Here is a 22,411-nt window from a genome sequence, read left to right as displayed (position 1 = left end):
TTAAAATTTAGTAAGACCAGATTGCTGAGATGAACAGCGGCAACACCGATCTGCAGAACTTTTTGAAGGTGATCCAATCGGACGCTGACTTGCGTCAACAGGTGAGTCGTCTCCAATCGTTCCAGGAGCTGGGTGACTTGGCACGAGATAGGGGTTTCTTTCTCTCAGTCGACGCTTTGCAGCAGGCATGGAATACGTTGTCTGAAGCCGATTTAGAGCAAGTTGTTGGTGGCACTTGGTTCCCTCCTGGAACCCCTGTGCATACCAATCGGCAGGTTGTGCCCAATGGATGCCTCTGAGCTAGATGATGATGCCTCATCGCATCTCTCTTGCAAGCATAGACGTGCTCCTCTAGGTTTGATTTCTGTTATCCACCTGCCATATGTCAGAGCAGCAACTCAACGCTTTCTTGGCTGCTATCAAGTCTGATGCCGGCCTTCAGGAGAAAATCAATGCAGCAACCGATTCTGATGCTGTGGTTGCGATAGCTCATGCAGCTGGCTTTTTGATTTCTGCTGATGCAATCATAGAATCTTATCTATTCCCGGAGGGCCTTTCAGACTCAGAGCTCGAGGGTGTGGCCGGTGGCGCTAGCCACAGGGCGATGATCAACGGAAGGGATGGATGCATCTGACGCGATTGTTGAATCTGACGCGAGGCTGAAAATGTGTCATGATGGCATCAATGATGTCCCTCTCAGACGCATCGATGTCAGAAGAGCAACTCAAGGCCTTTATGGTGTCTGTCAAGGCTGATGCTTGTCTCCAGGATAAGCTCAAGATGGCTGAAGATGCTGATGCCGTTGTGGCGATTGCCAAGGCTGCAGGCTTTGTGATTTCCGCTGAGGAGCTGAAGAAGGCTCAAGCACAGCTTTCAGATGAGGAGTTGGAAGGCGTAGCTGGGGGCATGAATGGCATACTACCCAGGAACGTGAAATAACAGATCCGTAACATGGAATTACTTGGCGCTTCTCATGTGGGCTCGCCTGGAAACGAGGTGATGAATTACCTTCGCACAGTAGATGTCTCGATTATATGCAAAGATGATTGAGTACTTAGCAAGCTATTGGATTGAATCGCAGATCGTGATTAAAGCCTCCGTTTCCACCACCACGTTCCTTAGCAAGCTGCCGTCCAATTGGCGTTTCACCAACAAGCAGCCGAGCAGTTCAGCAGCCACCAGCTCCGCGGGGTGAGAGAAGAAAGATTGGGGGAGGCTGGGAGGTCGTGGTGGCTATGGGAGTGGCTGCTTTTGGCTGGGTCTTATGCAATCCTGCTGACACCTGACAGAGCTTGGGCGATGATGGAGGTCACCACACCTCGCTCCCTCACAACAATGTCAGAAGAGCTACTCAAGGATTTCCTGGAAGCCGTCAAGGCTGATGCAGGGCTTCAGGAGAAGCTGAAGGCTGCTGCAGATGCGGACGCGGTGGTGGCGATTGCCAAGTCAGCAGGTTTTGTGATTTCTGCTGAGGAGCTTCAGAAGACTCAGTCGGACTTGTCGGACGAGGAGTTGGAAGGCGTAGCTGGGGGCATGCCAATATATTGTGGAAAAGAACACAACTATTCGATTGTATAATAGACTGGGAGAAAAGGGAGGCTATACACCCAAAGTCCCGGCAAACGCATGGGCTTCTGTTTCTTAAATATCCCGCAGAAAAACCTTATTTACTCTCCAATACCTGGCACCATTGCCATCACTGCTGCCTAACGACAGTCCCATTAAGACACTCAGTGCATCGCAACAAAAACTCGAGGCACACCAAGGCAATCCTCAAAGCTTTTCTCCTTACTCCTACCCTTATTTCCTCAACGCAGCTACCACATACTTCGCTCCCTATCACCATCACGGATGCCATTCGCCCTGCGAAACTTCAACGCAATCTGGTGCCAGTCGTCAGGGATTTGATTGAGGCGACAATCAAATGCACAAGGCAGTTGTTGCTGTTCTGGTGAGACACCTTTTCTCTTGCTTCTTTTAGCACCTCTTGTCTCAACTAATCGCTTCAGCATCCTTGAGCCCCAGTGGCATGATGACACCAGGCTGGAGTTGAGCGATAATTGAGGTCATCACACCTCCCCCACTCAATGCGATGTCAGATGAGCAACTCAAGGTATTCTTGGAAGCCGTCAAGGCTGATGCGGGTCTTCAGGAGAAGCTAAAAGCGGCAACAGACGTTGATGCCGTAGTGGCGATTGCTAAGGCAGCGGGCTTTGCGATTTCTGCTGATGAGTTGAAGAGGGCTCAGGCAGAGGTTTCAGAAGAAGAGCTGGAAGGTGTGGCTGGGGGTCAGGGCAGATCTGGAGGAGCTACTATGGGCCCACTCTGTAAAATGCCCTCTCTGTTTTGCACCTATATCATGTGTCTCTAGATGGTAAATCCATGAATCTTTTGTTCCGGATTTTTCTGTAATCGCATGGGCTTTTCATTGCATCAATAATGCGTACAAGCCAATGAACCAGCATCTTATACCTGGCAGCATCGCTATCAGAGCTACCTTTCAACAGGACCAATAAGGTGTTCAGCGCTCACAAAATAACTCAAGACACACTAGAATAAGATCTATCATCCTCAGGTAGGAACTAGATATCCAGTGCAGCAGCCAATGGCTGGGACGAATTAAATCCTTCTGACATCAGACTGGAGTTGCGAGAAAATTGAAGCAAATACACCTCACCCACTTAAAGCGATGTCAGAAGACCAACTCATAGCGTTCCTAGAAGCCGTCAAGGCTGATGCAGGTCTTCAAGAAAGGCTAAAGATAGCAAAAGATGCGGATGCCGTGGTGGCGATTGCTCAAGCTGCGGGCTTTGTAATTTCTGCTAATGATCTGATGAAAGCTCAGGCAGAGCTTTCGGATGAAGAATTGGAAGGCGTGGCTGGGGGGGTGGGCTGCGCAAGGATTTATGGGATTGATGTGGATCAGGTCGGTAGAGCTGCGTCAGGACCAATCTAGCGGGAGGGTCGCATTTCACCTTCTTCCCCCAAATCACTGCAGAACTCAGGGGCTTTTTATTTCTTCAATATCCAACCAAGACCCTTCATTTAGTCGCCAATTTCTGGCGCCTTCGTCATCAACGCTTCCTGAAGACAGATAAGCTATAATGGAATTTCACACTTCTCCCTCTCAAAACAATGTCAGATGAGCAACTCAAGGCTTTCCTGAAAGCCGTCAAGGCTGATGCAGGTCTTCAGGAGAAGCTAAAAGCGGCAGGTGATGCCGATGCCGTGGTGGCGATTGCTAAGACTGCTGGCTTTGGGATTTCTGTTGAAGAGCTGAAGAGAGCTGAGGCAGAGATTTCAGAAGAGGAGTTGGAAGGTGTGGCTGGTGGTGAATGTAATGAGACCTACAATTACGTTCATAGAGGCGGAAACTTTCTCGCGACCTGGGCCATGAAATCTGTCTGTCATTAGAAGACGTGGTATAAAGATGACAAGAGCCCCTGTAGCGTCAGGGGCGTTTTATTTTTTCAATAGCCCACAAAGATCCTTCATCCAGCCTCCAATACCTGGCTCCATTTCCATCAACGCAGCCTGACACTAGGGAAGCTCTGGGCAACGCCGGTTTGAGCGGCGCGGGGCCGCCAAAAGTTGTCTGACGTGGCCTTTGTGTTGCATTGAGACTTGAATCAGCCCCTGGATAGCTGATTACGGGCTCTTTGCCTTCTCTTTTGGCACCCTGTTCATCCCAACAGCCACACCAGTTCTGTGTTCATGCTGCAGCCAGTAGATGGCCACGAGCGAGAAACAGATTGGTCAGTGCGGCCATCACATTAATCTTGCATCGATTCTTGGCCAGGCCACGCAGTCGGGTCTTTTGAAAGCCGAACTGTTGTTTGATCACCCTGAATGGGTGCTCAACCTTGGCGCGGACGTGTGCCTTTGCAGCCTCGATCAGATCCTCAAGCCTTCCTTCTGGAGTGTCAGGTAGCGCTCGGCGTTTGCCTGGTCGCATCGCCACCCGAAACACTGCTGAATGGCCCGCCATTTCAGGTCGTTTAGTGATGCCCTGGTAGCCGGCGTCGCCGTAGACGACCTCCTCATCGCCATGCAACAGCTCAGCCGCTGGGGTGAGGTCGTGCACGTTGGCGGCTGTGGCGACGACTGAATGGATCAGGCCGGAGTCCTTGTCGACGCCGATATGGACTTTCATCCCGTAGGCGCAGCCTTCCGCGCAGCGGTGATACCACTGGTTTCCCTTCTTGGTCTGGTGCATCTCGGGATCGCGCTTCCCTTCTTTGTTCTTGGTGGAACTGGGTGCCGCAATCAAGGTGGCATCGACGATCGTGCCTTGGCGCATCGTCATGCCCCTTGTGCTGAGATGGGCTTTGACCGTCTCAAAGATCTGCTGGCCCAGATCGTGCTTCTCCAGCAGGTGGCGGAAGGTCAGGATCGTCGTCTCATCAGGGATCCGGTCGCTGATCAACTCGATGCCGGCAAAGCGGCGCATGGTGGGCACCTCGATCAGGGCCTCTTCCATGGCCGGATCGCTGAGTGAATACCACTGCTGCAACAGGTGGATCCGCAGCATGGTGGCCAACGGATAGGGAGGCCTACCGCCTTTCTTGCTCGTCTTTGGGTAGTGGGGCTCGATCAAGTCGATCAGCGCCTGCCATGGCACCACCACCTCCATCTCAGAGAGAAACTTCTCCCGTTTGGTCTGCTTCTTGGCCGTGGTGAGCTCGTAATCCAAGAAGCCGAGCTGTTTGCCGCCCATCAACCCAGTCCTGGCCTGCGATCACAGGGACATTGTCCCGCGAATGGCCCTGGTTTTCCAGAGTCTCCCTAGACCCAAGGAGGCACTGAACACCAAACCAAAAATCCTGGGCACACCAAAATCATCTTCAATATCTCTCTCTTCTTTTATCCTTATTCTCTCAAAACATTCACCAACAACTTCGCTTTCCATCGCCATCACGGATGCCGTTGGCTCGCCGAAATCTCACCGCCACCTGATGTAGACGCCTACTTAGAGCAGAGGCAGAAGTAGATGGGCAGTCGTGGTGGTTCTGAACGTAGTTACTGAGTCATTCTCAACACATCCTGCTGACACCAGGCTGAAGGTCAGCCATGATGGAGTTCTCACCTCCCCTTCTCAAAAATCATGTCAGAAGAGCAACTGAAAGCCTTCCTGGAAGCCGTCAAGGCTGATGCGGGGCTACAGGAGAAGCTGAAGGCGACTGGAGATGCTGATGCCGTGGTGGCGATTGCCAAGGCTGCGGGCTTTTTGATTTCTGCTGAAGAGCTCCAAGGGTCTCAAGCAGAGGTTTCAGAAAAGGAGCTGGAAGGCATGGCTGGTGGTGGTTGGTGGTGCGGGATTATGACTGACTACGAGGATGTCGGTGATAGTTTCTCCTGTGGTGGGTTTGCGGCTTGTTAATTGAAAATCTCTCTTCCTGAGTTGATATTTTTCTGCATCGCTTCCACAAGTGCAGATAAATTTGTTTAATTAATAATCAATTCTAAGCCTTTAATTAATATCCAATGCCCGGCTAAATGCTATTAGCTTGGCTGGCTATGGGCTCAGCAAGGGGTTCTGTGCGCCAAGTCAAGATTTAATGAGGGCTTCCTGAACAAGACCGGATCCACTGCAGCGCAATGGATGTCAGCTCTTTTTGACGCTAAAATGTGCGAGAACTGGCCAATTTGAGCCCAAAAGCGGCCCGGAGTTTTCCACATGTACCGGCGTGAGCATCGTCATCAGCTCTCGTTCGAAGACTTCTTCCTGCCGTTTGGTGGCAAACTCTCGGGTGACAATCGCTGGATCAAGCTGGCTGAGCTCATTCCGTGGGATGAGCTGGAGGATGATTACGCGGCTCAGTTCTGCAAGGGATTTGGAGCGCCAGCAAAGCCCTTTCGCATGGCACTGGGTGCCTTGATCATCAAGGCTCGCCTCGGGCTCACGGATGAAGAACTGGTCGAGCAGATCAAGGAGAACCCATACTTGCAGTTCTTCATCGGCCTGGAAGCATTCCAGTATTCGGCACCGTTTGATCCATCGATGATGGTGTATTTCCGCAAGCGCCTGCCGGAAGCTGTTGTGAATGACTGCAACGAACGAATTGTGCGCCATGGCCTGAAGGTGATTCGCTCATCCATTGACCATGATCCCGGCGACGACGACGGCAGTGGAGGCGGATCGACCAGCACAGCCGACCAGCCACAACCGTCACCCCAGAAGCAGGCGAACCAGGGTTCACTCTTAATCGATGCCACCTGTGCGCCGGTGGATATCCGTCATCCCACCGATCTATCCCTGCTCAATGAAGCCAGGGAGGTGACTGAGATCCTGATTGACGCGATGCATCCTCAGGTCAGGGAACGCTTTGGCCACAAGCCGCGTACACACCGCAAAAAGGCGAGACAGCAGTTTCTTGCTGTGGCCAAGAAGAAGAAGCCCCGTATCAGCAAGATCCGCAAGGCGATCAAGCAGCAGCTTGGCTATCTCAAGAGGAATCTGGCAAGTATTGACGCCCTGATCGCTTGTGGTGGCTGCCTTCTGGCTGCTGGACGACATATCTACCAGAAGCTGCTTGTGATCAGCGAGCTGGTCCGACAGCAGACCATTCTCTATCACGCAGACAGCAGAAGCATCCCTGCTCGCATCGTCAGCCTCTGCCAGGCACATGTCAGACCGATTGTACGCGGGAAAGCTCGTTGCAATGTTGAGTTCGGAGCCAAGATCTCAATCTCTGTCACCGGTGAGGGATTCATCTTCCTTGATCGGCTCAGCTACGACCCCTATAACGAAGGAGAGGACCTCAAGGCTCAAGCGATCGCCTATCGCCGCCGATATGGTCACTATCCGAAAGTGATTTGTGCTGACCAGATCTACCGGTCAAGATCAAACCGTGCATTCTGTCAGCGTCACGGAATCCGCTTGAGCGGCCCCCGTCTGGGACGGCCGAAGAACGATCCTGAGTTGGTGGCGGCAGAGAAGCAGCAATTCATCGATGACCAGCGCCAAAGGAATGCCGTTGAAGGCAAGATTGGACAAGGCAAGCGGCGCTTTGGACTGGGCCTGATTCGTGAGAAGCTCCCTGCGACACAGGGTTCAACCATTGCACTGAATGTTTTGGTGATGAACCTGGAGAAGCTGCTGGAGCTTCTTTTTGTCTTTTTTGCGTACTGGCTCCAGCTTCTCCTCGGCAATGAACCAGGGAAGGATTCACGTTACGCGTATCTGAGTAATCAGGTGGCCCCCGCATGAACTACAAGACTCCAGGCCATTCGAGCTCAGGTCTTTGACGGATTGGGCTCGGGCTCACTTTCTCAGGAAGCCCTAATGAATGCCAAGGTAAGTCTCGGCATCTATCCCTCCTGTACTATGTAAGATGCATCAAAATTTATACCGACAACTTGCGTTTTTTATTTCCATTGCGAATGCTATTCGATCGTTGTTGCGCCAGCTCGGCGAGGTGGTAAAAAGCACTTTTTTGGGGAAGTCTCATCTCACTCGCTGTAGTAGTTGTTTGTGCGTACGTTATCCCATCTTGCTGCGAAGAGGATGAAGTTGGGCGATACTGGAGTGATCTACACCGCCCCCACTCCAAGTGATGTCAGAAGAGCAACTCAAGGCTTTCCTGGCAGCCGTCAAGGCTGATGCAGATCTCCAGGAGAAGCTGAAGGCGGCAGGTGATGCGGATGCCGTGGTGGCGATTGCGAAAGCTGCGGGTTTTGTGATTTCTGCTGATGAGTTGAAGAAATCTCAGGCAGAGATTTCCGAAAAGGAGCTGGAAGGCGTGGCTGGGAGGTGGGCTGTGCAGGGAATTATGAGGATTTATGGGATTGATGTGGATCCGGTCGGTAGAGTCGCGTCGGGACCAATGTAGCGGAAGGGACTTATTTCACCTTTTACCCCCAAGTCTCTGCAGAACTCAGGGGTTTTTTTATTTCTTCAATATTCCACAAAGATCCTTCATTTAGTCGCCAGTTCCTGGCGCCTTTGCTATCAACGCAGCCTGAAGACAGATAGGCCATACTGGATGTCATCACACCTCTCACTCTCAAAGCGATGTCAGAAAATCAACTTAAAGCTTTCCTGGAAGCAGTCATGGCTGATGCAGGGCTTCAGGAGAAGCTGAAGGCGGCAGGCGATGCCGATGCCGTGGTGGCCATTGCCAAGGCTGCGGGCTATGTGATTTCTGCTGATGAGTTGAAGAAATCTCAGGCAGAGGTTTCTGAGGAGGAGCTGGAAGGCTTGGCTGGTGGGTTGGCTGAATTTTACTGGGAATTTAAAAGTAAAATACAGGGCTGTGATTAGGCGAGATTATTAAGGATCCTTTTTCAATTTTAATGGTTTGGCTGACCATCGCCTTCTTCCCACAGAATCCTCCACTAACCCTGCTTGTTTCAGAAGGGGCGCCCACCGCATCCTGCAGTGCCTGTGCATGGGCGCGATGATTCTGAGTTGATCCCTATGGCTGCGTAGTGCCTTGGCTCCAATGACGCGACCGCGTGATCGCCCCACCAAGATCTGTGCCGTGTGCGGACGCCCGTTTCAGTGGCGTCGCAAGTGGAAGGACGTGTGGGATGAGGTGCGCTACTGCTCAGAGCGGTGTCGCCGTGATCGCAACCGTCAGCAACAGCGCGAACGCCTTGCCGACCTCAATCCTGAATAGGGGCAGCACTGGGCTGGGGATACTCAGGGTTGCGGCCCCGGGGAGGAATGGCAAAGCGTTGACGCACCTCCTCCAGCGGATCGGCGAAATGGTCCCAGGGATCGATGTCGCGGATCAGATCGGTGCTCACGTGGCTGCCGTGTTCCAGCCCTGCGAACAGGCGGTCGGGATCGAGTTGGCCGAATTCCCCAGGGATGAACGGTGAGGCGCCGATCCCCAGCTCGAATTCCGCCATGGCGAACATCACCACATCAAAGGGATCGAGGTGCTCGAAACCGGCCTGGAAGCCCACCACACCGCCTTCTTCCGCTGCCGTGGTGCCGTATCCGCCCAGCACATGGCAACAGTCGTGGCGAAACACCGGCACCGGCGGTCCGCCCACATCACCTGGGAAATTGAACTGATTGATGCTGATGAAGTCGGCGTAGGCCTTGCCGAAGCTGCCGCTCGGGTAGTCCTGCAGGGCCTGGAACCGCTCCAGGGTGGCCTGATCACGGTGTCCGCTCACCACCTTCAAGGTGGCAGCCAGCATCGGTAGCCCCCCATCCCGCAAGGTGGCGCGTGCTGCATCGCGCACAAAGCTGCGTCGCACCAGATCGAGGCGCACCATCCCTAGGCGCTCCTGCATCACATTCCGGTAGGAGCGCACTGGCGATGCGTTCACCTGGAAGCTGCGGGCGGTGCGTTCCAGCAGCTCCAGGGCCTCAGGGCTGGGCTCGCCATCGAATAGGGCCACCAGGGTCATGCCTCGGAGGATGCGTTCCCGCCATTCCGGATCGGCATCGCAGGCCGTGATGCCCGCGGCCATTGCCTCCGGCTCCAGGCTGGGCAGACGGCTCAGATCCACGTCCGGCAACTCCAGCAGGTGATCACGGATGCCGCGAATCGCCGCCAGGGCCCGCTCCGATGGCTCTCCGCGCAGGCGCGCCATGGTCATCAGGCAGGGCAGGCCGGCCTGCCCCAGGCACTGGCGCAGTTCGGGGGAGAGGTGGCGGCCGGGATGGATGGTCATCGTGTCAGGAACGACCTGGATCCCCAGTTGATAGCAAGGCCCCATAAAAATCCCCCGGCTTCAAGACCGGGGGTCACGTCAGTCGGTGATGTGCCCCATCACCCGACCCTGAGCGGACGCTAGAGCGAAAACGCGTCGTGCCATCCACCGCACATACCAATAGTCCTGGTGGTTGGCTCGGCGCAAGTCCCAGATCTGGTGTGGTGGGCCGGGTTTGGCACCCTTTCGGGAAGCCTGCATCGCCACGTTGGCGCTTCCGGGTTCAGGTGCACCAGATCTGGTGTGGACGATCGGCTGATTGTCCGGATCGTGGTCGTCCTCCCCGGCGCCAGGTGCGTTGAATCGCCGCATTCACTTCACGCGAACGGGTTCGCTGGGGCATGCGCCGCTTGTCGAGGAAGATGCCGTCGTTAGCCACCAGGCGGGCCAGGATCAGCAAGTGGATGGAGAGCGCGCGCATCGCGTCGCTGAATCTCCTTGCACTGAACCGACTTGGCGCCGCAGCGGGTGTAGCGGTGGCGTCATTTTCCCGGGTGGTTCTGGATGCGTTTGGGAGAGGCGGCAAGAAAAAAGCCCCGCCGAAGGCAGGGCTCTGTGGCACATCCGAATCCAGGCGTCTGACCTTGTTTCGACTCCGGATCGGAGGGGCACTCCTCACAACCACACCTTGGCCTTCGCACTGGCACTGTGCCAGTTGTTGGTGGGCGCTTTGCTGGCTGGCCACGCCGGGGCGCGGTAGTGGTTCTTGATGCTTTCCCGGTGATTTTTTGCTTTGAAGTATGAAATTGGCCGCGATCCATCGCCTGAAACGATTTGTTGTAAAGATTTGCGTGTTCGCTCTCGACCGCCCTTGTGCCAGTCGCTTGCCCGGTTTTTAATAAAGAAGTCGGGCGCGAGGGAGAGCGTATGAATCATGTGGATTGGCTGGGTTCGCTGGCCTTGGTGTTGTTGATGATTGGGATCACCATGGCCGGGTATCGGGTGAATCACCCTTTGCCCTAAAGGATCCGTTTCCTCATTGGTTGATCGAGGCGTTGCAGGCGATCGAGGCGTAGATGGTGTTGAGGGCTGGTGAGATGCAGGTAGGCAAGGGCAACAATCGCTGTGACGCCAAGGGCTGTGGCCGAGGCAATCATGAACAGAATCACGATTTGATAGCGCACTGCAGCGGAAGGCAGCGCCCCTTCAAGGATCTGGCCTGTCATCATTCCAGGCAGGCTCACCAGACCCATCACCATCATCGAATTGATGGTGGGAATCATCGCCACACGAATGGCTTCACGCACCTGCGGTCTGCAGGCTTCCCACCGACTGGCACCGAGTGAAAGTGCACATTCGAGAATCGCGCGTTGACTCAGCATTCGCTCCATCAACGTGTCGAGTCCGAGTGAGATTGCATTGAGCGTGTTACCCAACACCATCCCCAGAAGCGGAATCCAATATTGCGCTGTGGTCCAGGGTTGCACCCGGATGATGCCGGCCATCGCCAGACCCGTGACAAGGGCCGCGGAGGCGGTGATGCTCAGGAAGCTTTGCCAGTAAATCCCGGCGAAACGGTGTCGGGTGCGATGCACCGCAGCCAGGCTGGCCATGAGGGCCATCAACAGCGACAGGGCAAGGATCAGGCCAGGGTTTTGTTGCAGAAACAGCCACTGCAGCACCTGCCCGATCAGCAGCAGTTGCACCACCATCCGGACCGATGCCAGCAGCAGGGAGCGCCCCAGGCCGAGGCGCAGGCCCATCGACAGGACGATGTTCAGGAGTATCAAGCTCGCCGATGCGGCCAGCTGTCCGTTGCTGATGGCGATGGCCCCCGTGCCCATGCTCATGGCAGTGCCAGCACCCGGTTGCAGAAGCGCTCGATCTGATCCGGGTCATGGCTGGTGAACACGCAGGCGCGTTCCGCCTCGCTGAGCCAGCGCTGCAGCAGGGTCTCCATCGCTCGGCAGGTGGTGGGGTCGAGCGAGGCGGTGCATTCGTCGAGCAGCAGCACCGCCGGTTGCAGTTGCAGGGCCCGGAGCAGGTTCAGCACTTGCTGCTCACCGCCAGAGAGTTGCTCCGCATCCCAGCCGAGAAAGTCGCTCGTGCGCCCCAGCGCTTCCAGCCAGGCCACGATCGTGGCGGGCTGCCAGCTGGTCTGGTGGCGATGTTGGCGCCAGTGCAGTGGCAGGCGCAGATTGTCTTCTACCGTTCCTGGTGTCACGGCGCAGCGTTGCGCCACCAGCATCACCATGGCGCGCCATTGCGTCATGCCTAGCTGCCCGGGGCTGGTGCCACGGCATGAGAGGTCACCGCTGCGCAGGGGGTCGAGTTGAGCCAAGGCGCGTAGCAGCAGGGTTTTGCCTGCACCGGATGGGGCGACAAGGCCGAGCCGATCGCCCTTTTGCAGGGAAAAGCTGATCTGCTGCCAGCAGGCCCGACCGGCCTGGATCGGCTCCAGTGCACGGGCGGAAAACAGCGGCATGCTGGTGGAAGAGCCGTTCATGTCTGAACGCCATGTATGAAATCACCTGCATCGCCGTTCTCCCCGTGATGTTGGTCGTGTACTACGTGATCCAGCGCACGGTGGCCCATCACAGTCGCCTGGAAACCCGATTGATGATCCACGACCTGGTGATCGAAGCGATGAACAAGCACGACCATGACTTTGACGATTAAGGCGACATTGGCTGCTCTCGGCTCCAATGTTGCTAACGCTGGGGTAACCGCAGCAACACTGATGACGACCTCCACCAGCCATGGCCTCCAGATCGAGTCGTTGACGTTGGGTCCAGTTCCCGTGGTTCGCGTCACCGCTCGGGGCACCCTCACCCATGACGACTACGTCGCCTTCATGCCCCAACTGGATGCGGCGTTTGCGGAACAGACCGGTGATCGCTTGCGCTTGCTGTTTGATGCCCGCGAGCTTCAGGGGTGGGAACTGCGCGCAGCGCTCGACGACCTCAAGGTGGTGATGACCCACGGCCGCCAGGTGGAGCGGATGGCTTTGGTCACCGAAGCCCGTTGGATGGAGTTGCTAAGCAACATCGGCAAGCTGCTGCTCGCCGGCGAGATGCGTCACTTCCACGACCGCAGCGAGGCGGAAGCCTGGATCAGCGCCTGAGTCGTTCCTTTGTTCCCTCGCCTGCATTTCCATGAATGATGAAGCGGCGCGTCATGAGGCTCTGCAACGGTTGCGCCGTCGGCGCAACCTGAACAACCAGTTCCGCCTCTATGTGGTGGTGAACGTGGTTCTGGTGCTGGTGTGGCTGGGCAGCGATCGTGGCTTTTTCTGGCCGATCTATCCGATCGCGTTCTGGGGGCTCTCGCTGTTAATCCAGGCCTGGACGGCAGCCCACCCCGACCCTGGTTTCAGTGAGGCAGAGATCGAACAGGAGATGCGTCGCTCTTGAGGGTGTCGGGCTCCAGCTCAGCCCACCCCCACGACTTCGCCGCTGCCGGTGCTGGTGATCGAGAGGATCATCAGCAGAATCACAACCGTGGCTGACACCAGCACCACCGGCCAGATCTGGGATTCGCTATTCATCGTGTGCGGAGGCGGCAGGGGAGAGACGGCACTTCTTTAGCGTTTTCTGGAACAAGCTGCTGTTGATCGCGGGATGATGGCGTGCGTCGGAGGGGTGGGGTCGGCCTTGCTTCGCCTGGGGGGAGCCGCTGCTCTGGCGTTGCTGGTGGCCTGCGGTGAGCCTCGATCAACCCCGCCGCAGGCCGTGGACGGTCGCCCGCGCGTGCTCACCACCTTCACCGTGCTGGCCGATATGGCACGGCAGGTGGCCGGTGATCGCCTCGATGTGCAATCGATCACCCGGATCGGTGCCGAGGTGCATGGCTATGAACCCACTCCCAGCGACATGGAGCGGGCTGCCGGGGCGGATCTGATTGTGGAGAACGGCTTTGGGCTGGAGCGCTGGGCGAAGCGTTACATCGCCTCGGCCGGCGATGTGCCCACCGTGACCCTCTCGCAAGGGATGGAGCCGCTGCTGATCGCCTCGGATGCCGCTGCGGGCCAAGCCAATCCCCATGCCTGGATGTCCCCTAAGCGAGCCCAGGTGTATGTGGATCGCCTGGTGGACGCGTTCAGCCAACTGGATCCGGAGGGACAGACCACGTATCAGCAGAACGGAGCGGCCTACAAGCAGCGCCTGCAGGCGCTGGATCAGGAGCTGCGTGTGGCCCTGGCAACCATCCCGCCCAAGCAACGGGTGCTGGTGAGCTGCGAAGGAGCCTTCAGCTATCTCGCCCATGACTATGGCCTTGAGGAGGCCTATCTCTGGCCGGTGAATGCGGAGAGTCAGATCACGCCCCGCCGGATGGTGCAGTTGATCGAGACCGTGCGCTCGCGCCAGGTGCCGGTGGTGTTCTGCGAAACCACCGTGAGCGACAAGGCGCAGCGGGAGGTGGCCCGTGCCAGCGGCGCCCGCTTCGGCGGCAGTTTCTACGTCGATTCCCTTTCAGAGCCCGGTGGACCAGCCCCCACCCTGATCGATCTGCAGCGCCACAACGTCAAGCTGCTGCTCGACGGGCTGAAGGGATCAGACCTGCCAGGATGACGGCTTCGATCGATGCCTGGATGGGGGAGCAGCGACGCGGGCACCGGGTGGGGAGCCTCCCTGCTGCTGATTCCAACCGCATCGACGTGGATCAGCTTTGCGTGGACTACAACGGCAGCGTTGCCCTTTACGACGCATCGCTGCATTTGCCCCCTGGCTGCATCTGCGGCCTGGTGGGGATGAATGGCGCTGGTAAATCCACCCTCTTCAAAGCCCTCACAGGCTTTCTACGGCCCAGTCGGGGCAGGATCCGGATCAATGGCCTGCAGGTGAGTGAGGCCCAGCGTGAACAGGCCGTGGCCTATGTGCCCCAGAACGAGGGGATCGATTGCGCCTTTCCTGTGTCGGTGTGGGATGTGGTGATGATGGGGCGATACGGCGCCATGAATCTGCTGCGGATTCCCAGCCAGGCCGATCGCGTGGCGGTGCGTGAGGCCCTGAGCCGGGTGGATCTGCTCGATCTGCGCCATCGCCCGATCGGCGCCCTTTCCGGCGGTCAGCGCAAGCGGGCTTTTCTGGCCCGGGCCATCGCCCAGGGAGCCTCAGTGCTGCTTCTGGATGAGCCGTTCAACGGTGTGGATGTGCGCACCGAGAAACTGATGGCTGAACTGTTTTTCCAGTTCCGCCGCGAGGGGCGCACGATCCTGATCTCCACCCACGACCTCAGCCATGTGCGCGATTTTTGCGACCTCGTGGTGCTGATCAACAAAACCGTGCTCGCCTATGGCGAGACTTCGGAGGTGTTCACGCCAGAGAACCTCTCCCTCGCCTTCGGTGGGCTCCCCCCGGATCTGCTCACCGGTCACAGTTCCGATGAGCCCACCGCCTGAGTGAGTCTCTGGTTGACTCAGCGCATGAACAGCATCTCTTCGTAGGTGGGAAGCGGCCAGAGCTTGTCATCCACCAGCTCTTCCAGGCCATCCACCGCACCGCGCAGTGCCTCCATCAGAGGCAGCAGGGTGTCGGCGCAGTAGCGCATCTGGGCGACGGCATCGCTTTCGGGCAGGCTCTTGATCGCCCGCTCGAGTTCGGTGGATCGGCTGCTCACGATGCCGATCCCCTCAGCGATCGTGGCGGGGATCTCCGGTGTGACCGGTTGGTGTAGGTGTTTCTGCTCCAGCATCACTTCCGTGAGCGTGCGTTGATAGGCCATCACGGCGGGCAGCACCTGGGTGCGGGCCAGACGTAACGCCAGCCGGGCCTCCACTTCGATCGCCAGCACGTATTGCTCGGCATAGACCTCGAAGCGGCTTTCGAGCTCCACCGGGCTCAGCACCCCCTGACGCTCGAACAGCTCGCGGATCTCGGGGCGATGCAGCACCGGCAGGGCATCGGCGGTGGTGCGCAGGTTCTCCAGCCCGCGTTCCTCCACGGCTTTGTGATGCCACTCGCTTGAGTAGCCATCGCCGCCGAACACCACGGCACCGTGGTCGTCCATGGTGCGTTTGATCACCTGGAAGCCCGCTTCCTCCAGGGAGGAGCCGGCCTTGAGCAGGTCCTCCAGCTGGTCGGCCACCCAGGCGATCGAATCGGCCAGGATCGTGTTCAGCACCACCAGGGGGCCGGCCACGGACTGGCCGGAGCCAACGGCGCGGAATTCGAAGCGGTTGCCGGTGAAGGCGAAGGGGGAGGTGCGGTTGCGATCGCCCGGATCGCGGTTGAGTTCGGGCAGGGTGTCGATCCCCAGCGACATCAGCGCCTTGCTCGCCGAGCCGCTCAAAGACCCGCTCTGGATCTGGGAGAACACCTCCTCGAGCTGGCTGCCGAGATACACCGAGATGATCGCCGGCGGGGCCTCGTTGGCGCCGAGGCGGTGATCATTGCTGGCGGTGGCGATCGCCGTGCGCATCAGGGGGCCGAAGCGGTGGACGCCCCGGATCACCGCGGCGCAGAAGAGCAGAAACTGCAGGTTCTGATGCGGGGTGTCGCCGGGGTCGAGCAGGTTGCCCTGGGTGCTGTTCCCCACCGACCAGTTCACGTGTTTGCCACTACCGTTCACGCCCGCGAACGGTTTTTCGTGCAGCAGGCAGGTGAAGCCATGGCGTTTGGCCGTGCTGCGCAGCACGGTCATGATCAGCTGCTGGTGATCGGTGGCCACATTGGCCGCTTCGTGGAACGGCGCGATTTCAAACTGTCCCGGCGCCACTTCGTTGTGACGGGTTTTGGCCGGGATGCCGAGGCGATAGAGCTGTTGCTCCACGTCTTGCATGAACACCTGCACCCGCTCCGGGATCGCCCCGAAATAGTGGTCGTCAAACTGCTGCCCTTTCGCTGGCGGAGCGCCGTAGAGGGTGCGACCGGCGAGGCGCAGGTCGGGGCGCAGGGCGGCAAAGGCTTCGTCAACCAGGAAATACTCCTGCTCCGCACCGCAACTGGAATTCACCGGTGCGATTTCGGTTTCGCCCAGGAGCTGCAGAAGCCGGCGCGCCTGCTGATCCATCGCCGCATTGGAGCGCAGCAGAGGTGTTTTTTTGTCGAGGGCTTCCCCGGTCCAGCTCACGAACACGGTGGGAATGCAGAGCGTCACCCCATTCGGTGTGCGCATCAGATAGGCGGGGCTGGTGACATCCCAGGCGGTGTAACCGCGGGCTTCAAAGGTGGAGCGAATGCCGCCATTGGGAAACGACGACCCATCCGGTTCGCCCTGCACCAGCAACTTGCCGGAGAATTCGCTGATCGCTGAGCCATCCGATTGCGGTGAAATGAATCCGTCGTGTTTTTCTGCGGTGAGGTTGGTGAGCGGATAAAACACATGGGCGTAATACAGCGCGCCGTGGGCGGTTGCCCATTCCTTCATCGCCTGGGCGACGGCATCGGCCACGGAGAGGTCGAGTTTGCTGCCCTGACGGATCGAGCGCTGGATTGATTTGAACACCGCCTTGGGCAGGGCACCCTTCATGCGCTCGAGGGTGAACACATCGTCGGCCCAGGTGGTGGCGAGGGGCTGGGAGGCCTCCACAGCAACCGGTTGGCGTTGCTGAATCTGCTGATAAGCCTGCAGGCGCGCAGCTGAGGGCATGGTGGGTGACCCAGTCGAGTGATCACACAGAACAGGAGCGCGGTGACGGCTGAATGTGGGTGTTGTTACGGATTCAGAAAGTTTTCCTCTCCCTTGCGGAATGGGCAAGCCTTGGCGGCACGGGTAGGTTCCCCCCAGGGCAGCACGCAATCCAATGGATGATTTGCCACAGGCCCTGCTGATTTTTGGGCTCGGTGCCGTGGTCACACTGGCCACCACGTTGATGATCTGGCAGGGGTATCGGCACTGGCAGGGCCGCGATCCCTTCGAGGGAGCGGATTGATGGCCCAACCCTTTCTGGCGCCCGGGATCGCCTGGGCTCTGGTGGTGATCTTCTCCGTGCTTTGGATCGCCCTCGGCGTGTCCTGGGGGCGAAAGGGCAAGGGCGACGCCGACGACTACATGCTGGCGGGGCGGAATATCGGCCTGGCCTTGAGCACCGCCACCCTGATGGCCTCCTGGGTGACCGGCAACACCACCCTGCTGGCGCCCGAATTCGGCTACCGCAACGGGCTCTGGGGCATGTTCAGCTATGCCCTGGCCGGCTTGGGCCTGATTCTGTTCGCCCCGCTGGCCCTGCGCATCAAGCAACTGATGCCTGCCGGTCGCACTAGCGGCGATTTCTTTCGGCTGCGCTACGGCCGGGCGGCCTGGTGGGTGTTCATGGTGATCACGGCGATCTACACCCTCGGCTTCCTGATGACCCAGGCGATGGGGGCGGGGATCCTGCTGGAGGCCTTATCGGGTTTCGATTACCGCCTCGGCATGGTGGTGGTGATCGGCGTGTCCACGATCTACACCCTTTATGGCGGCATGCGCGCCGTGGTGGGCACCGATTTCATTCAGTCGTTGCTGATCATGGTGCTCCTGGTGGTGGTGGCCGTGCTCGCCTTTCGCCAGTTCCCCGTGCCGGAGGTGCATCGCGCCTTGGTGGCCAGCCATCCCGGCCGCCTCAATCTGTTGCTTCCCGCCGGTCTGTTGATCGCCTGGAATTCGGCCCTCTTCTCGATGGGTGAGGTGTTTCACAACAACATCTGGTGGTCGCGGGTGTTCGCCAGCCGCCCCTCGGTGGTGTTTCGCTCGTTTGTGTTCGGTGGCCTCGCCTGGATGACCGTTCCTGTGGTGACCGGTTCGATCGGCTTGGTGGCGCTGGCCCAGGCGATTGAGCTGCCCCAGGTGAACATGGTGTTCCCTGTGGTGGCCTCCCAGCTGCTGGGCGCCGGCGGCGCGGCGATGGTGTTCGTGGTGGTGTTCGCTTCGCTCACCTCCACGCTGGATTCTCTGCTCGCCTCCACGGCCGATCTGGTGGCTGAGGATGTGGTGTTCAAACTGCTCAACCCCCGGCTCAGCGATGCCGAGCTCAAACGCGCGACCCGGCTGGTGGTGATCGGCCTCGGGGTCGTCACCCTGGCACTCTCCTGGCCGCGGCTGGATTCGCTCGCCTCGGTGCTGTTCTTCACCGGTGCCCTGGTGGCCTCCACGATCTGGCCGGTGGCCTATGGCCTCTACTGGCGTAGTGCCAATCGCACCGCCGCCATCGCTGCGATGGTGGCGGGAAGTGGGTGCGGCCTCCTGGCTTACACCCTGATTGCGCCCTACTGCGCTGCGTTGATTTCCGCGGCGGTGTCGGCCCTGGTGATGGCAGTGGGCACCCAGCTGTGGCCGGAGCGTTTCTCCTGGCACATCTTGAAGGAGGGTTGAGGAATGCTGGCCATGACCTGGATCGCCGGACCGACCCTGTTTGAACTGGTGGTGGTGGGCAGCCTGCTGGGATTGATCCTCGCCGTGTTCGCCCTGCTGCTGATCTGGTGGATCGAATGGCGACGGGGGCGCATCTGGTAGCTCAGCGAACCTTTGCACCGGTCAAACGTTTGAACGGCTACAAAAACGCGTCAATCTCGTAAAGAAAACCGTGCATGGGCTCGCCCCCCGTGCACAGCCTGGTCTAAGGGTGTCCAAAGACACACCGGATGCCCACCCGCTCCACATCTTCGCCTTCGGTGGTGTCGCTGTTGTTGTTATGGCCAGTTGTCCTGTGATTGAGCGCGACCATCGCTGCGATCCCCAGCGTTTTGAGCGTCTTGGCCCGGATGTGTACGGATCCAGTCATCCCCAGTCGCTGCTCAATGCGGTGCAGGAGAACGGTGATGCCCTGTTGGATCTCGCCGACCAGCATGTGATCTCGATCCGGCCTTTCCGCGCCGATTCTCTGCTGCAGCTGTTTCGTTTGGCGGCCAAGTTTGAGAGCAATCCCAACCGCTACATCGCCCACAACCATCCCCTGCGCGGCAAGGTGCTGATCAACGCCTTCTATGAACCGAGCACCCGCACCCGCCTCTCCTTCGATAGCGCCTGGCACCGGCTCGGCGGCGATTCGATCAACATCACCGATCGCGGCTCCACCGGGATCGCCAAGGGGGAATCGCTTCTGGATGTCGCCCACATGTTCAACAACTACGGCGATTGTGTGGTGTTGCGCGACAACCAGGCGGATGCCGTGTATCAGATGGTGGAGGGATTGCGGATCCCGATCATCAATGCGGGCAACGGCATCGATGAACATCCCACCCAGGCGATGGCCGATCTCTACACGATCTTTAAATGGCGGCCTGAGCTGGCCAATCCCTCTCTGCCTGAGGCGGAACGCATCCGTATCGGGGTGATCGGAATCCCCAGCCGGATGCGCACGGTGCGCTCATTGCTGCGCATCCTGGCCAAATTCCCCTACATGGTGTCGGAGCTGGTGATCATTCATGATCCCGCCACCAATGCCAGTGGGGATCTGTTTGATCCCGGCCAGTTGGAGGAGTTGCGGGAGGCGGGGCTGACGGTGCGCTGGACCTCCAGCCTGCGGAGCGAATTGCCCGAACTGGATGTGCTCTACATCAATGCGATCGCCTGGGTGGGCGACAGCTACGAGACCCACGGTGATTCCTTTCGGATCACCCATGATCTGCCGTTCAAGCCCAACGCCATCGTGTTGCATCCGCTCGCCCGTGGTGCGGAGTTGAGCACCTGTATGGACGCCACGCCCCACAACTGGTATTTCTCGCAGGCTCGCGGTGCGGTGTTTTTGCGCATGGCGTTGCTCACCTGCATGGTGGAGCGCATCGACCGCGTCATGGATGTGATCTGAGGAACCGTTATGTGTGGAATCGGAGGGGTGTTCAGCGCCCAGGCCCATCAGCGCGTCGATCCCCAGCTGCTGGTGAACATGGCCGCGATCCAGGAGCATCGTGGTCCGGATGGCTTCGGCTACCGCAGCCTTGACGATGCCGGCGTGGGCTTTTGCCATGCCCGCCTCTCGATCATCGACCTCAACGAGACGCGGGCCCGTCAGCCCTTCCTGAGCGAGGCCGCCGGCCCCGGGGCGCGGCTGCTGATGGCCCACAACGGTGAGTTCTACGACTTCCAGCGCATCCGCGCCGATCTCACCGCCCGCGGTGTGCATTTCGACAGCAAGAGCGATTCAGAAATTCTGCTGCGCCTCTATCAACAGCAGGGGCTTGAGGCCACCCTGCCGCAGCTGCGCGGCGAATTCGCCTTCGCGATCTACGACGAAGCCGACGATGCCCTGCATCTGGTGCGGGATCGCTTCGGCATCAAGCCCCAGTATTGGGCGCTGACGCCGGCGGGCTTGGTGTTCGGCTCCGAGCTCAAGGTGCTGTTTGCCCATCCGGCTGTGGAGCGGCGCTTCACCTCGGAGGGACTCTTCCACCAGCTCATGCAGACGATGGTGCCGGGCACCACCGCTTTCGCCGGTGTGCACCAGGTGCCACCCGGTCATGGCATCACCGTGCGTCGCCGCGAGGGCCAGCTCACGGTGGAGCACTGGAAATACTGGGATCTTGATTTCCCCAGACAGGGGGAGCGCGACGCCGCCATCACCGAGCAGGAGCATATCGACACGATCCGGGCCGCCCTGCTGGAAGCGGTGGAGCTGCGCATGGTGGCCGACGTGCCGGTGGGCTGCTATCTCTCCGGCGGTATCGACAGCTGTTCGATCCTCGGGCTGGCGGCGGCGGTGAGTCAAAACCCGGTGAAGGCGTTCACGATCGGCTTCGATGACGCCCGTTACGACGAATCGCCGATCGCCCGGGAGATGGCGGAGGCGACCGGCGCCGAACAGGACCTGATGCGCTTGTCGGGTAAGGAGCTCTATGGCTGGATGGAGCGCACCCTCTGGCACACCGAACGCACGATCTACAACACCCTGGCGGTGGCGAAATTTCTGATGAGCCGCCATGTGAATGCCGTGGATTACAAGGTGGTGATGACCGGTGAGGGCTCCGATGAGCTCTTCGGGGGCTATCCCGCCTTCCGCCGCGACATGTTTCTGCATGGTTTCAACGACCTGCCGGAAGCGGAGCGACGCAGCTGGGAAGAGCTGCTGCAGCAGTCGAATGCCCTGGTGCAGGGCGCGATGTTGGCGGCGGATCAGGTGGATGATCCCGATCTCGATGCGGTGGTGGGCTTCACCCCCAGCTGCCTGCAGCCCTGGCTGGCCTGCGCTCCCCTGGTGCCCGACCTGCTGGCGGAGCCCCATCGCCAGGCGCTGGAGGGCTATGCCCCTGGCAAAGCGATTGCCGCCACCCTCGATGCCGATCAGCTCGAGGGGCGCCACGCCCTCGACAAGGCCCAATACGTGTGGATCAAGACCATGCTTGAGGGCCAAATCCTCACCTGGGGTGGCGATCGGGTGGACATGGCCAATTCGATGGAAGCGAGGCCCGCGTTCCTGGATCACCATCTGGTCGCGGCGGCGGTGCAGGTGCCTCCGGAGCTGCGCATCAAGGGCAAAACGGAGAAATACGTGTTGCGTGAAGCGATGGCCGGGCTGTTGCCCGAGGTGCTCTACAAGCGCGAGAAATTCGCCTTCATGGCTCCTCCGGCCCACACCGAGCCCGACAAGTGGAATCAGATGCGCCAGCTGGCCGACGACTACCTCAGTGATGCGGCGATCGCCGAGGCCGGTCTGCTCAGCGCCGATGGGGTGCGCGACCTGTTCGCCCGCCATGAGGATCCCGCCACCACCGATGCGGATCGGGTGCAGATGGACGCCCTGATCAACCATCTGCTCGGGGTGCAGATGCTGCATCGGATGTTCATTGCCACCGATGTGCCCGCCCAGGCGCGCCAGAAAGCGGATGCCCTCGGCTGGCACGTGTGAGCGGATGGTGAATGGTGGCGCTCGATACATCACCGCCTC

General features: G+C 58.9%; 29 protein-coding genes. 22 read left to right on the top strand and 7 right to left on the bottom strand.

Annotation, left to right across the window (positions count from 1 at the left end):
• Positions 1 to 29: 29 nt before the first annotated feature.
• The 7 genes from SynWH8101_RS08770 (at position 30) to SynWH8101_RS08730 (ending at position 3,414) form a co-directional block, all read left to right on the top strand.
• A complete protein-coding gene (locus tag SynWH8101_RS08770; RefSeq protein ID WP_130129438.1) occupies positions 30 to 299 on the top strand; it encodes a Nif11-like leader peptide family RiPP precursor in 270 nt (89 codons plus the stop codon).
• Positions 300 to 382: 83 nt separating this feature from the next.
• A complete protein-coding gene (locus tag SynWH8101_RS08765) occupies positions 383 to 634 on the top strand; it encodes a Nif11-like leader peptide family natural product precursor (protein WP_130129437.1) in 252 nt (83 codons plus the stop codon).
• A 74-nt stretch (positions 635 to 708) separates the two neighbouring features.
• A complete protein-coding gene (locus tag SynWH8101_RS08760; RefSeq protein ID WP_130129436.1) occupies positions 709 to 939 on the top strand; it encodes a Nif11-like leader peptide family natural product precursor in 231 nt (76 codons plus the stop codon).
• Between the two features lie 396 nt (positions 940 to 1,335).
• Positions 1,336 to 1,578 (top strand): Nif11-like leader peptide family natural product precursor, encoded by a 243-nt coding sequence (locus tag SynWH8101_RS08750; protein WP_130130444.1) that lies wholly within the window; start codon positions 1,336 to 1,338, stop codon positions 1,576 to 1,578.
• A gap of 514 nt (positions 1,579 to 2,092) precedes the next feature.
• A complete protein-coding gene (locus tag SynWH8101_RS08740) occupies positions 2,093 to 2,371 on the top strand; it encodes a Nif11-like leader peptide family RiPP precursor (RefSeq protein ID WP_130129435.1) in 279 nt (92 codons plus the stop codon).
• A 318-nt stretch (positions 2,372 to 2,689) separates the two neighbouring features.
• Positions 2,690 to 2,956: a Nif11-like leader peptide family natural product precursor gene (locus SynWH8101_RS08735; RefSeq protein ID WP_130129434.1), complete on the top strand. Its 267-nt coding sequence runs from the start codon at positions 2,690 to 2,692 to the stop codon at positions 2,954 to 2,956.
• 179 nt (positions 2,957 to 3,135) lie between these two features.
• Positions 3,136 to 3,414, top strand: a complete 279-nt coding sequence (locus SynWH8101_RS08730; RefSeq protein WP_130129015.1) for a Nif11-like leader peptide family RiPP precursor — start codon at positions 3,136 to 3,138, stop codon at positions 3,412 to 3,414.
• 298 nt (positions 3,415 to 3,712) lie between these two features.
• Here the strand turns inward: SynWH8101_RS08730 and SynWH8101_RS08725 are convergent, their stop codons facing one another.
• Entirely contained in the window at positions 3,713 to 4,717 is a 1,005-nt protein-coding gene (locus SynWH8101_RS08725) for an IS5 family transposase (protein ID WP_130129433.1), read from the bottom strand.
• Between the two features lie 387 nt (positions 4,718 to 5,104).
• On the opposite strand from SynWH8101_RS08725, the gene SynWH8101_RS08720 reads away from it, so the two are divergent.
• The 5 genes from SynWH8101_RS08720 to SynWH8101_RS08700 all read left to right on the top strand — a co-directional run bounded on the left by SynWH8101_RS08720 (position 5,105) and on the right by SynWH8101_RS08700 (position 8,621).
• Complete coding sequence (locus SynWH8101_RS08720; protein ID WP_130129432.1) at positions 5,105 to 5,380, top strand: Nif11-like leader peptide family natural product precursor; 276 nt, start codon at positions 5,105 to 5,107, stop codon at positions 5,378 to 5,380.
• 297 nt (positions 5,381 to 5,677) lie between these two features.
• Positions 5,678 to 7,210 (top strand): IS5 family transposase, encoded by a 1,533-nt coding sequence (locus tag SynWH8101_RS08715; protein ID WP_254427928.1) that lies wholly within the window; start codon positions 5,678 to 5,680, stop codon positions 7,208 to 7,210.
• Between the two features lie 346 nt (positions 7,211 to 7,556).
• Positions 7,557 to 7,832, top strand: coding sequence for a Nif11-like leader peptide family natural product precursor (locus SynWH8101_RS08710; RefSeq protein ID WP_130129431.1), 276 nt, complete (start codon positions 7,557 to 7,559; stop codon positions 7,830 to 7,832).
• Between the two features lie 182 nt (positions 7,833 to 8,014).
• On the top strand, positions 8,015 to 8,263 hold the full coding sequence (locus SynWH8101_RS08705; RefSeq protein ID WP_130129430.1) for a Nif11-like leader peptide family RiPP precursor: 249 nt from the start codon (positions 8,015 to 8,017) through the stop codon (positions 8,261 to 8,263).
• A 181-nt stretch (positions 8,264 to 8,444) separates the two neighbouring features.
• Positions 8,445 to 8,621, top strand: a complete 177-nt coding sequence (locus SynWH8101_RS08700) for a DUF2256 domain-containing protein (protein WP_130129429.1) — start codon at positions 8,445 to 8,447, stop codon at positions 8,619 to 8,621.
• Here the strand turns inward: SynWH8101_RS08700 and SynWH8101_RS08695 are convergent.
• From SynWH8101_RS08695 to SynWH8101_RS08675, 5 genes are all read right to left on the bottom strand, one after another.
• Positions 8,608 to 9,633 (bottom strand): TerB family tellurite resistance protein, encoded by a 1,026-nt coding sequence (locus SynWH8101_RS08695; protein WP_130129428.1) that lies wholly within the window; start codon positions 9,631 to 9,633, stop codon positions 8,608 to 8,610. The genes SynWH8101_RS08700 and SynWH8101_RS08695 overlap by 14 nt on opposite strands.
• Before the next feature lie 262 nt (positions 9,634 to 9,895).
• A complete protein-coding gene (locus tag SynWH8101_RS08690) occupies positions 9,896 to 10,093 on the bottom strand; it encodes a hypothetical protein (RefSeq protein ID WP_130129427.1) in 198 nt (65 codons plus the stop codon).
• 194 nt (positions 10,094 to 10,287) lie between these two features.
• Positions 10,288 to 10,548: a hypothetical protein gene (locus tag SynWH8101_RS08685; RefSeq protein ID WP_130129426.1), complete on the bottom strand. Its 261-nt coding sequence runs from the start codon at positions 10,546 to 10,548 to the stop codon at positions 10,288 to 10,290.
• Between the two features lie 83 nt (positions 10,549 to 10,631).
• Positions 10,632 to 11,456, bottom strand: coding sequence for an iron export ABC transporter permease subunit FetB (gene fetB / locus SynWH8101_RS08680; protein WP_130129425.1), 825 nt, complete (start codon positions 11,454 to 11,456; stop codon positions 10,632 to 10,634).
• A 2-nt stretch (positions 11,457 to 11,458) separates the two neighbouring features.
• Positions 11,459 to 12,118: an ATP-binding cassette domain-containing protein gene (locus SynWH8101_RS08675; RefSeq protein WP_130129424.1), complete on the bottom strand. Its 660-nt coding sequence runs from the start codon at positions 12,116 to 12,118 to the stop codon at positions 11,459 to 11,461.
• An 11-nt stretch (positions 12,119 to 12,129) separates the two neighbouring features.
• Between SynWH8101_RS08675 and SynWH8101_RS14130 the strand changes: the two genes are divergently transcribed.
• The 5 genes from SynWH8101_RS14130 (at position 12,130) to SynWH8101_RS08655 (ending at position 15,013) form a co-directional block, all read left to right on the top strand.
• Entirely contained in the window at positions 12,130 to 12,291 is a 162-nt protein-coding gene (locus SynWH8101_RS14130) for a hypothetical protein (protein WP_165380965.1), read from the top strand.
• Positions 12,292 to 12,352: 61 nt separating this feature from the next.
• On the top strand, positions 12,353 to 12,736 hold the full coding sequence (locus SynWH8101_RS08670) for an STAS/SEC14 domain-containing protein (protein WP_130129423.1): 384 nt from the start codon (positions 12,353 to 12,355) through the stop codon (positions 12,734 to 12,736).
• Positions 12,737 to 12,767: 31 nt separating this feature from the next.
• Positions 12,768 to 13,025 carry a 2TM domain-containing protein gene (locus SynWH8101_RS08665; protein WP_130129422.1) on the top strand — a complete coding sequence of 86 codons (258 nt, stop codon included), beginning with the start codon at positions 12,768 to 12,770 and terminating at the stop codon, positions 13,023 to 13,025.
• Between the two features lie 210 nt (positions 13,026 to 13,235).
• The gene (locus SynWH8101_RS08660; RefSeq protein WP_370586981.1) at positions 13,236 to 14,183 is read left to right on the top strand and encodes a metal ABC transporter substrate-binding protein; all 948 of its coding nucleotides are present in this window, start codon (positions 13,236 to 13,238) and stop codon (positions 14,181 to 14,183) included.
• A gap of 20 nt (positions 14,184 to 14,203) precedes the next feature.
• The gene (locus SynWH8101_RS08655) at positions 14,204 to 15,013 is read left to right on the top strand and encodes a metal ABC transporter ATP-binding protein (protein WP_174719547.1); all 810 of its coding nucleotides are present in this window, start codon (positions 14,204 to 14,206) and stop codon (positions 15,011 to 15,013) included.
• A gap of 17 nt (positions 15,014 to 15,030) precedes the next feature.
• On the opposite strand, the gene SynWH8101_RS08650 is transcribed toward SynWH8101_RS08655, so the two are convergent.
• Positions 15,031 to 17,202 (bottom strand): glutamine synthetase III, encoded by a 2,172-nt coding sequence (locus SynWH8101_RS08650; RefSeq protein WP_130129420.1) that lies wholly within the window; start codon positions 17,200 to 17,202, stop codon positions 15,031 to 15,033.
• A 154-nt stretch (positions 17,203 to 17,356) separates the two neighbouring features.
• Here SynWH8101_RS08650 and SynWH8101_RS14545 point away from each other — a divergent pair, with 154 nt between their 5' ends.
• The 5 genes from SynWH8101_RS14545 (at position 17,357) to asnB (ending at position 22,372) form a co-directional block, all read left to right on the top strand.
• Positions 17,357 to 17,485 (top strand): hypothetical protein, encoded by a 129-nt coding sequence (locus tag SynWH8101_RS14545; RefSeq protein WP_007102131.1) that lies wholly within the window; start codon positions 17,357 to 17,359, stop codon positions 17,483 to 17,485.
• A complete protein-coding gene (locus SynWH8101_RS08645; RefSeq protein WP_130129419.1) occupies positions 17,485 to 18,903 on the top strand; it encodes an urea transporter in 1,419 nt (472 codons plus the stop codon). Before SynWH8101_RS14545 ends, SynWH8101_RS08645 begins: the two co-directional genes overlap by 1 nt.
• A 12-nt stretch (positions 18,904 to 18,915) precedes the next feature.
• Positions 18,916 to 19,044, top strand: coding sequence for a hypothetical protein (locus tag SynWH8101_RS14540; protein ID WP_255423167.1), 129 nt, complete (start codon positions 18,916 to 18,918; stop codon positions 19,042 to 19,044).
• A 178-nt stretch (positions 19,045 to 19,222) separates the two neighbouring features.
• Complete coding sequence (locus tag SynWH8101_RS08640) at positions 19,223 to 20,338, top strand: aspartate carbamoyltransferase (RefSeq protein ID WP_130130442.1); 1,116 nt, start codon at positions 19,223 to 19,225, stop codon at positions 20,336 to 20,338.
• 9 nt (positions 20,339 to 20,347) lie between these two features.
• Complete coding sequence (gene asnB / locus SynWH8101_RS08635; protein ID WP_130129418.1) at positions 20,348 to 22,372, top strand: asparagine synthase (glutamine-hydrolyzing); 2,025 nt, start codon at positions 20,348 to 20,350, stop codon at positions 22,370 to 22,372.
• Positions 22,373 to 22,411: the final 39 nt, after the last annotated feature.

Origin of the sequence: Synechococcus sp. WH 8101, from assembly GCF_004209775.1 — a bacterium.
Taxonomy (GTDB): Bacteria; Cyanobacteriota; Cyanobacteriia; order PCC-6307; family Cyanobiaceae; genus Synechococcus_C.
Note: the sequence above shows the minus strand (reverse complement) of the source record. Positions and strands in the feature narration are given on the sequence as shown.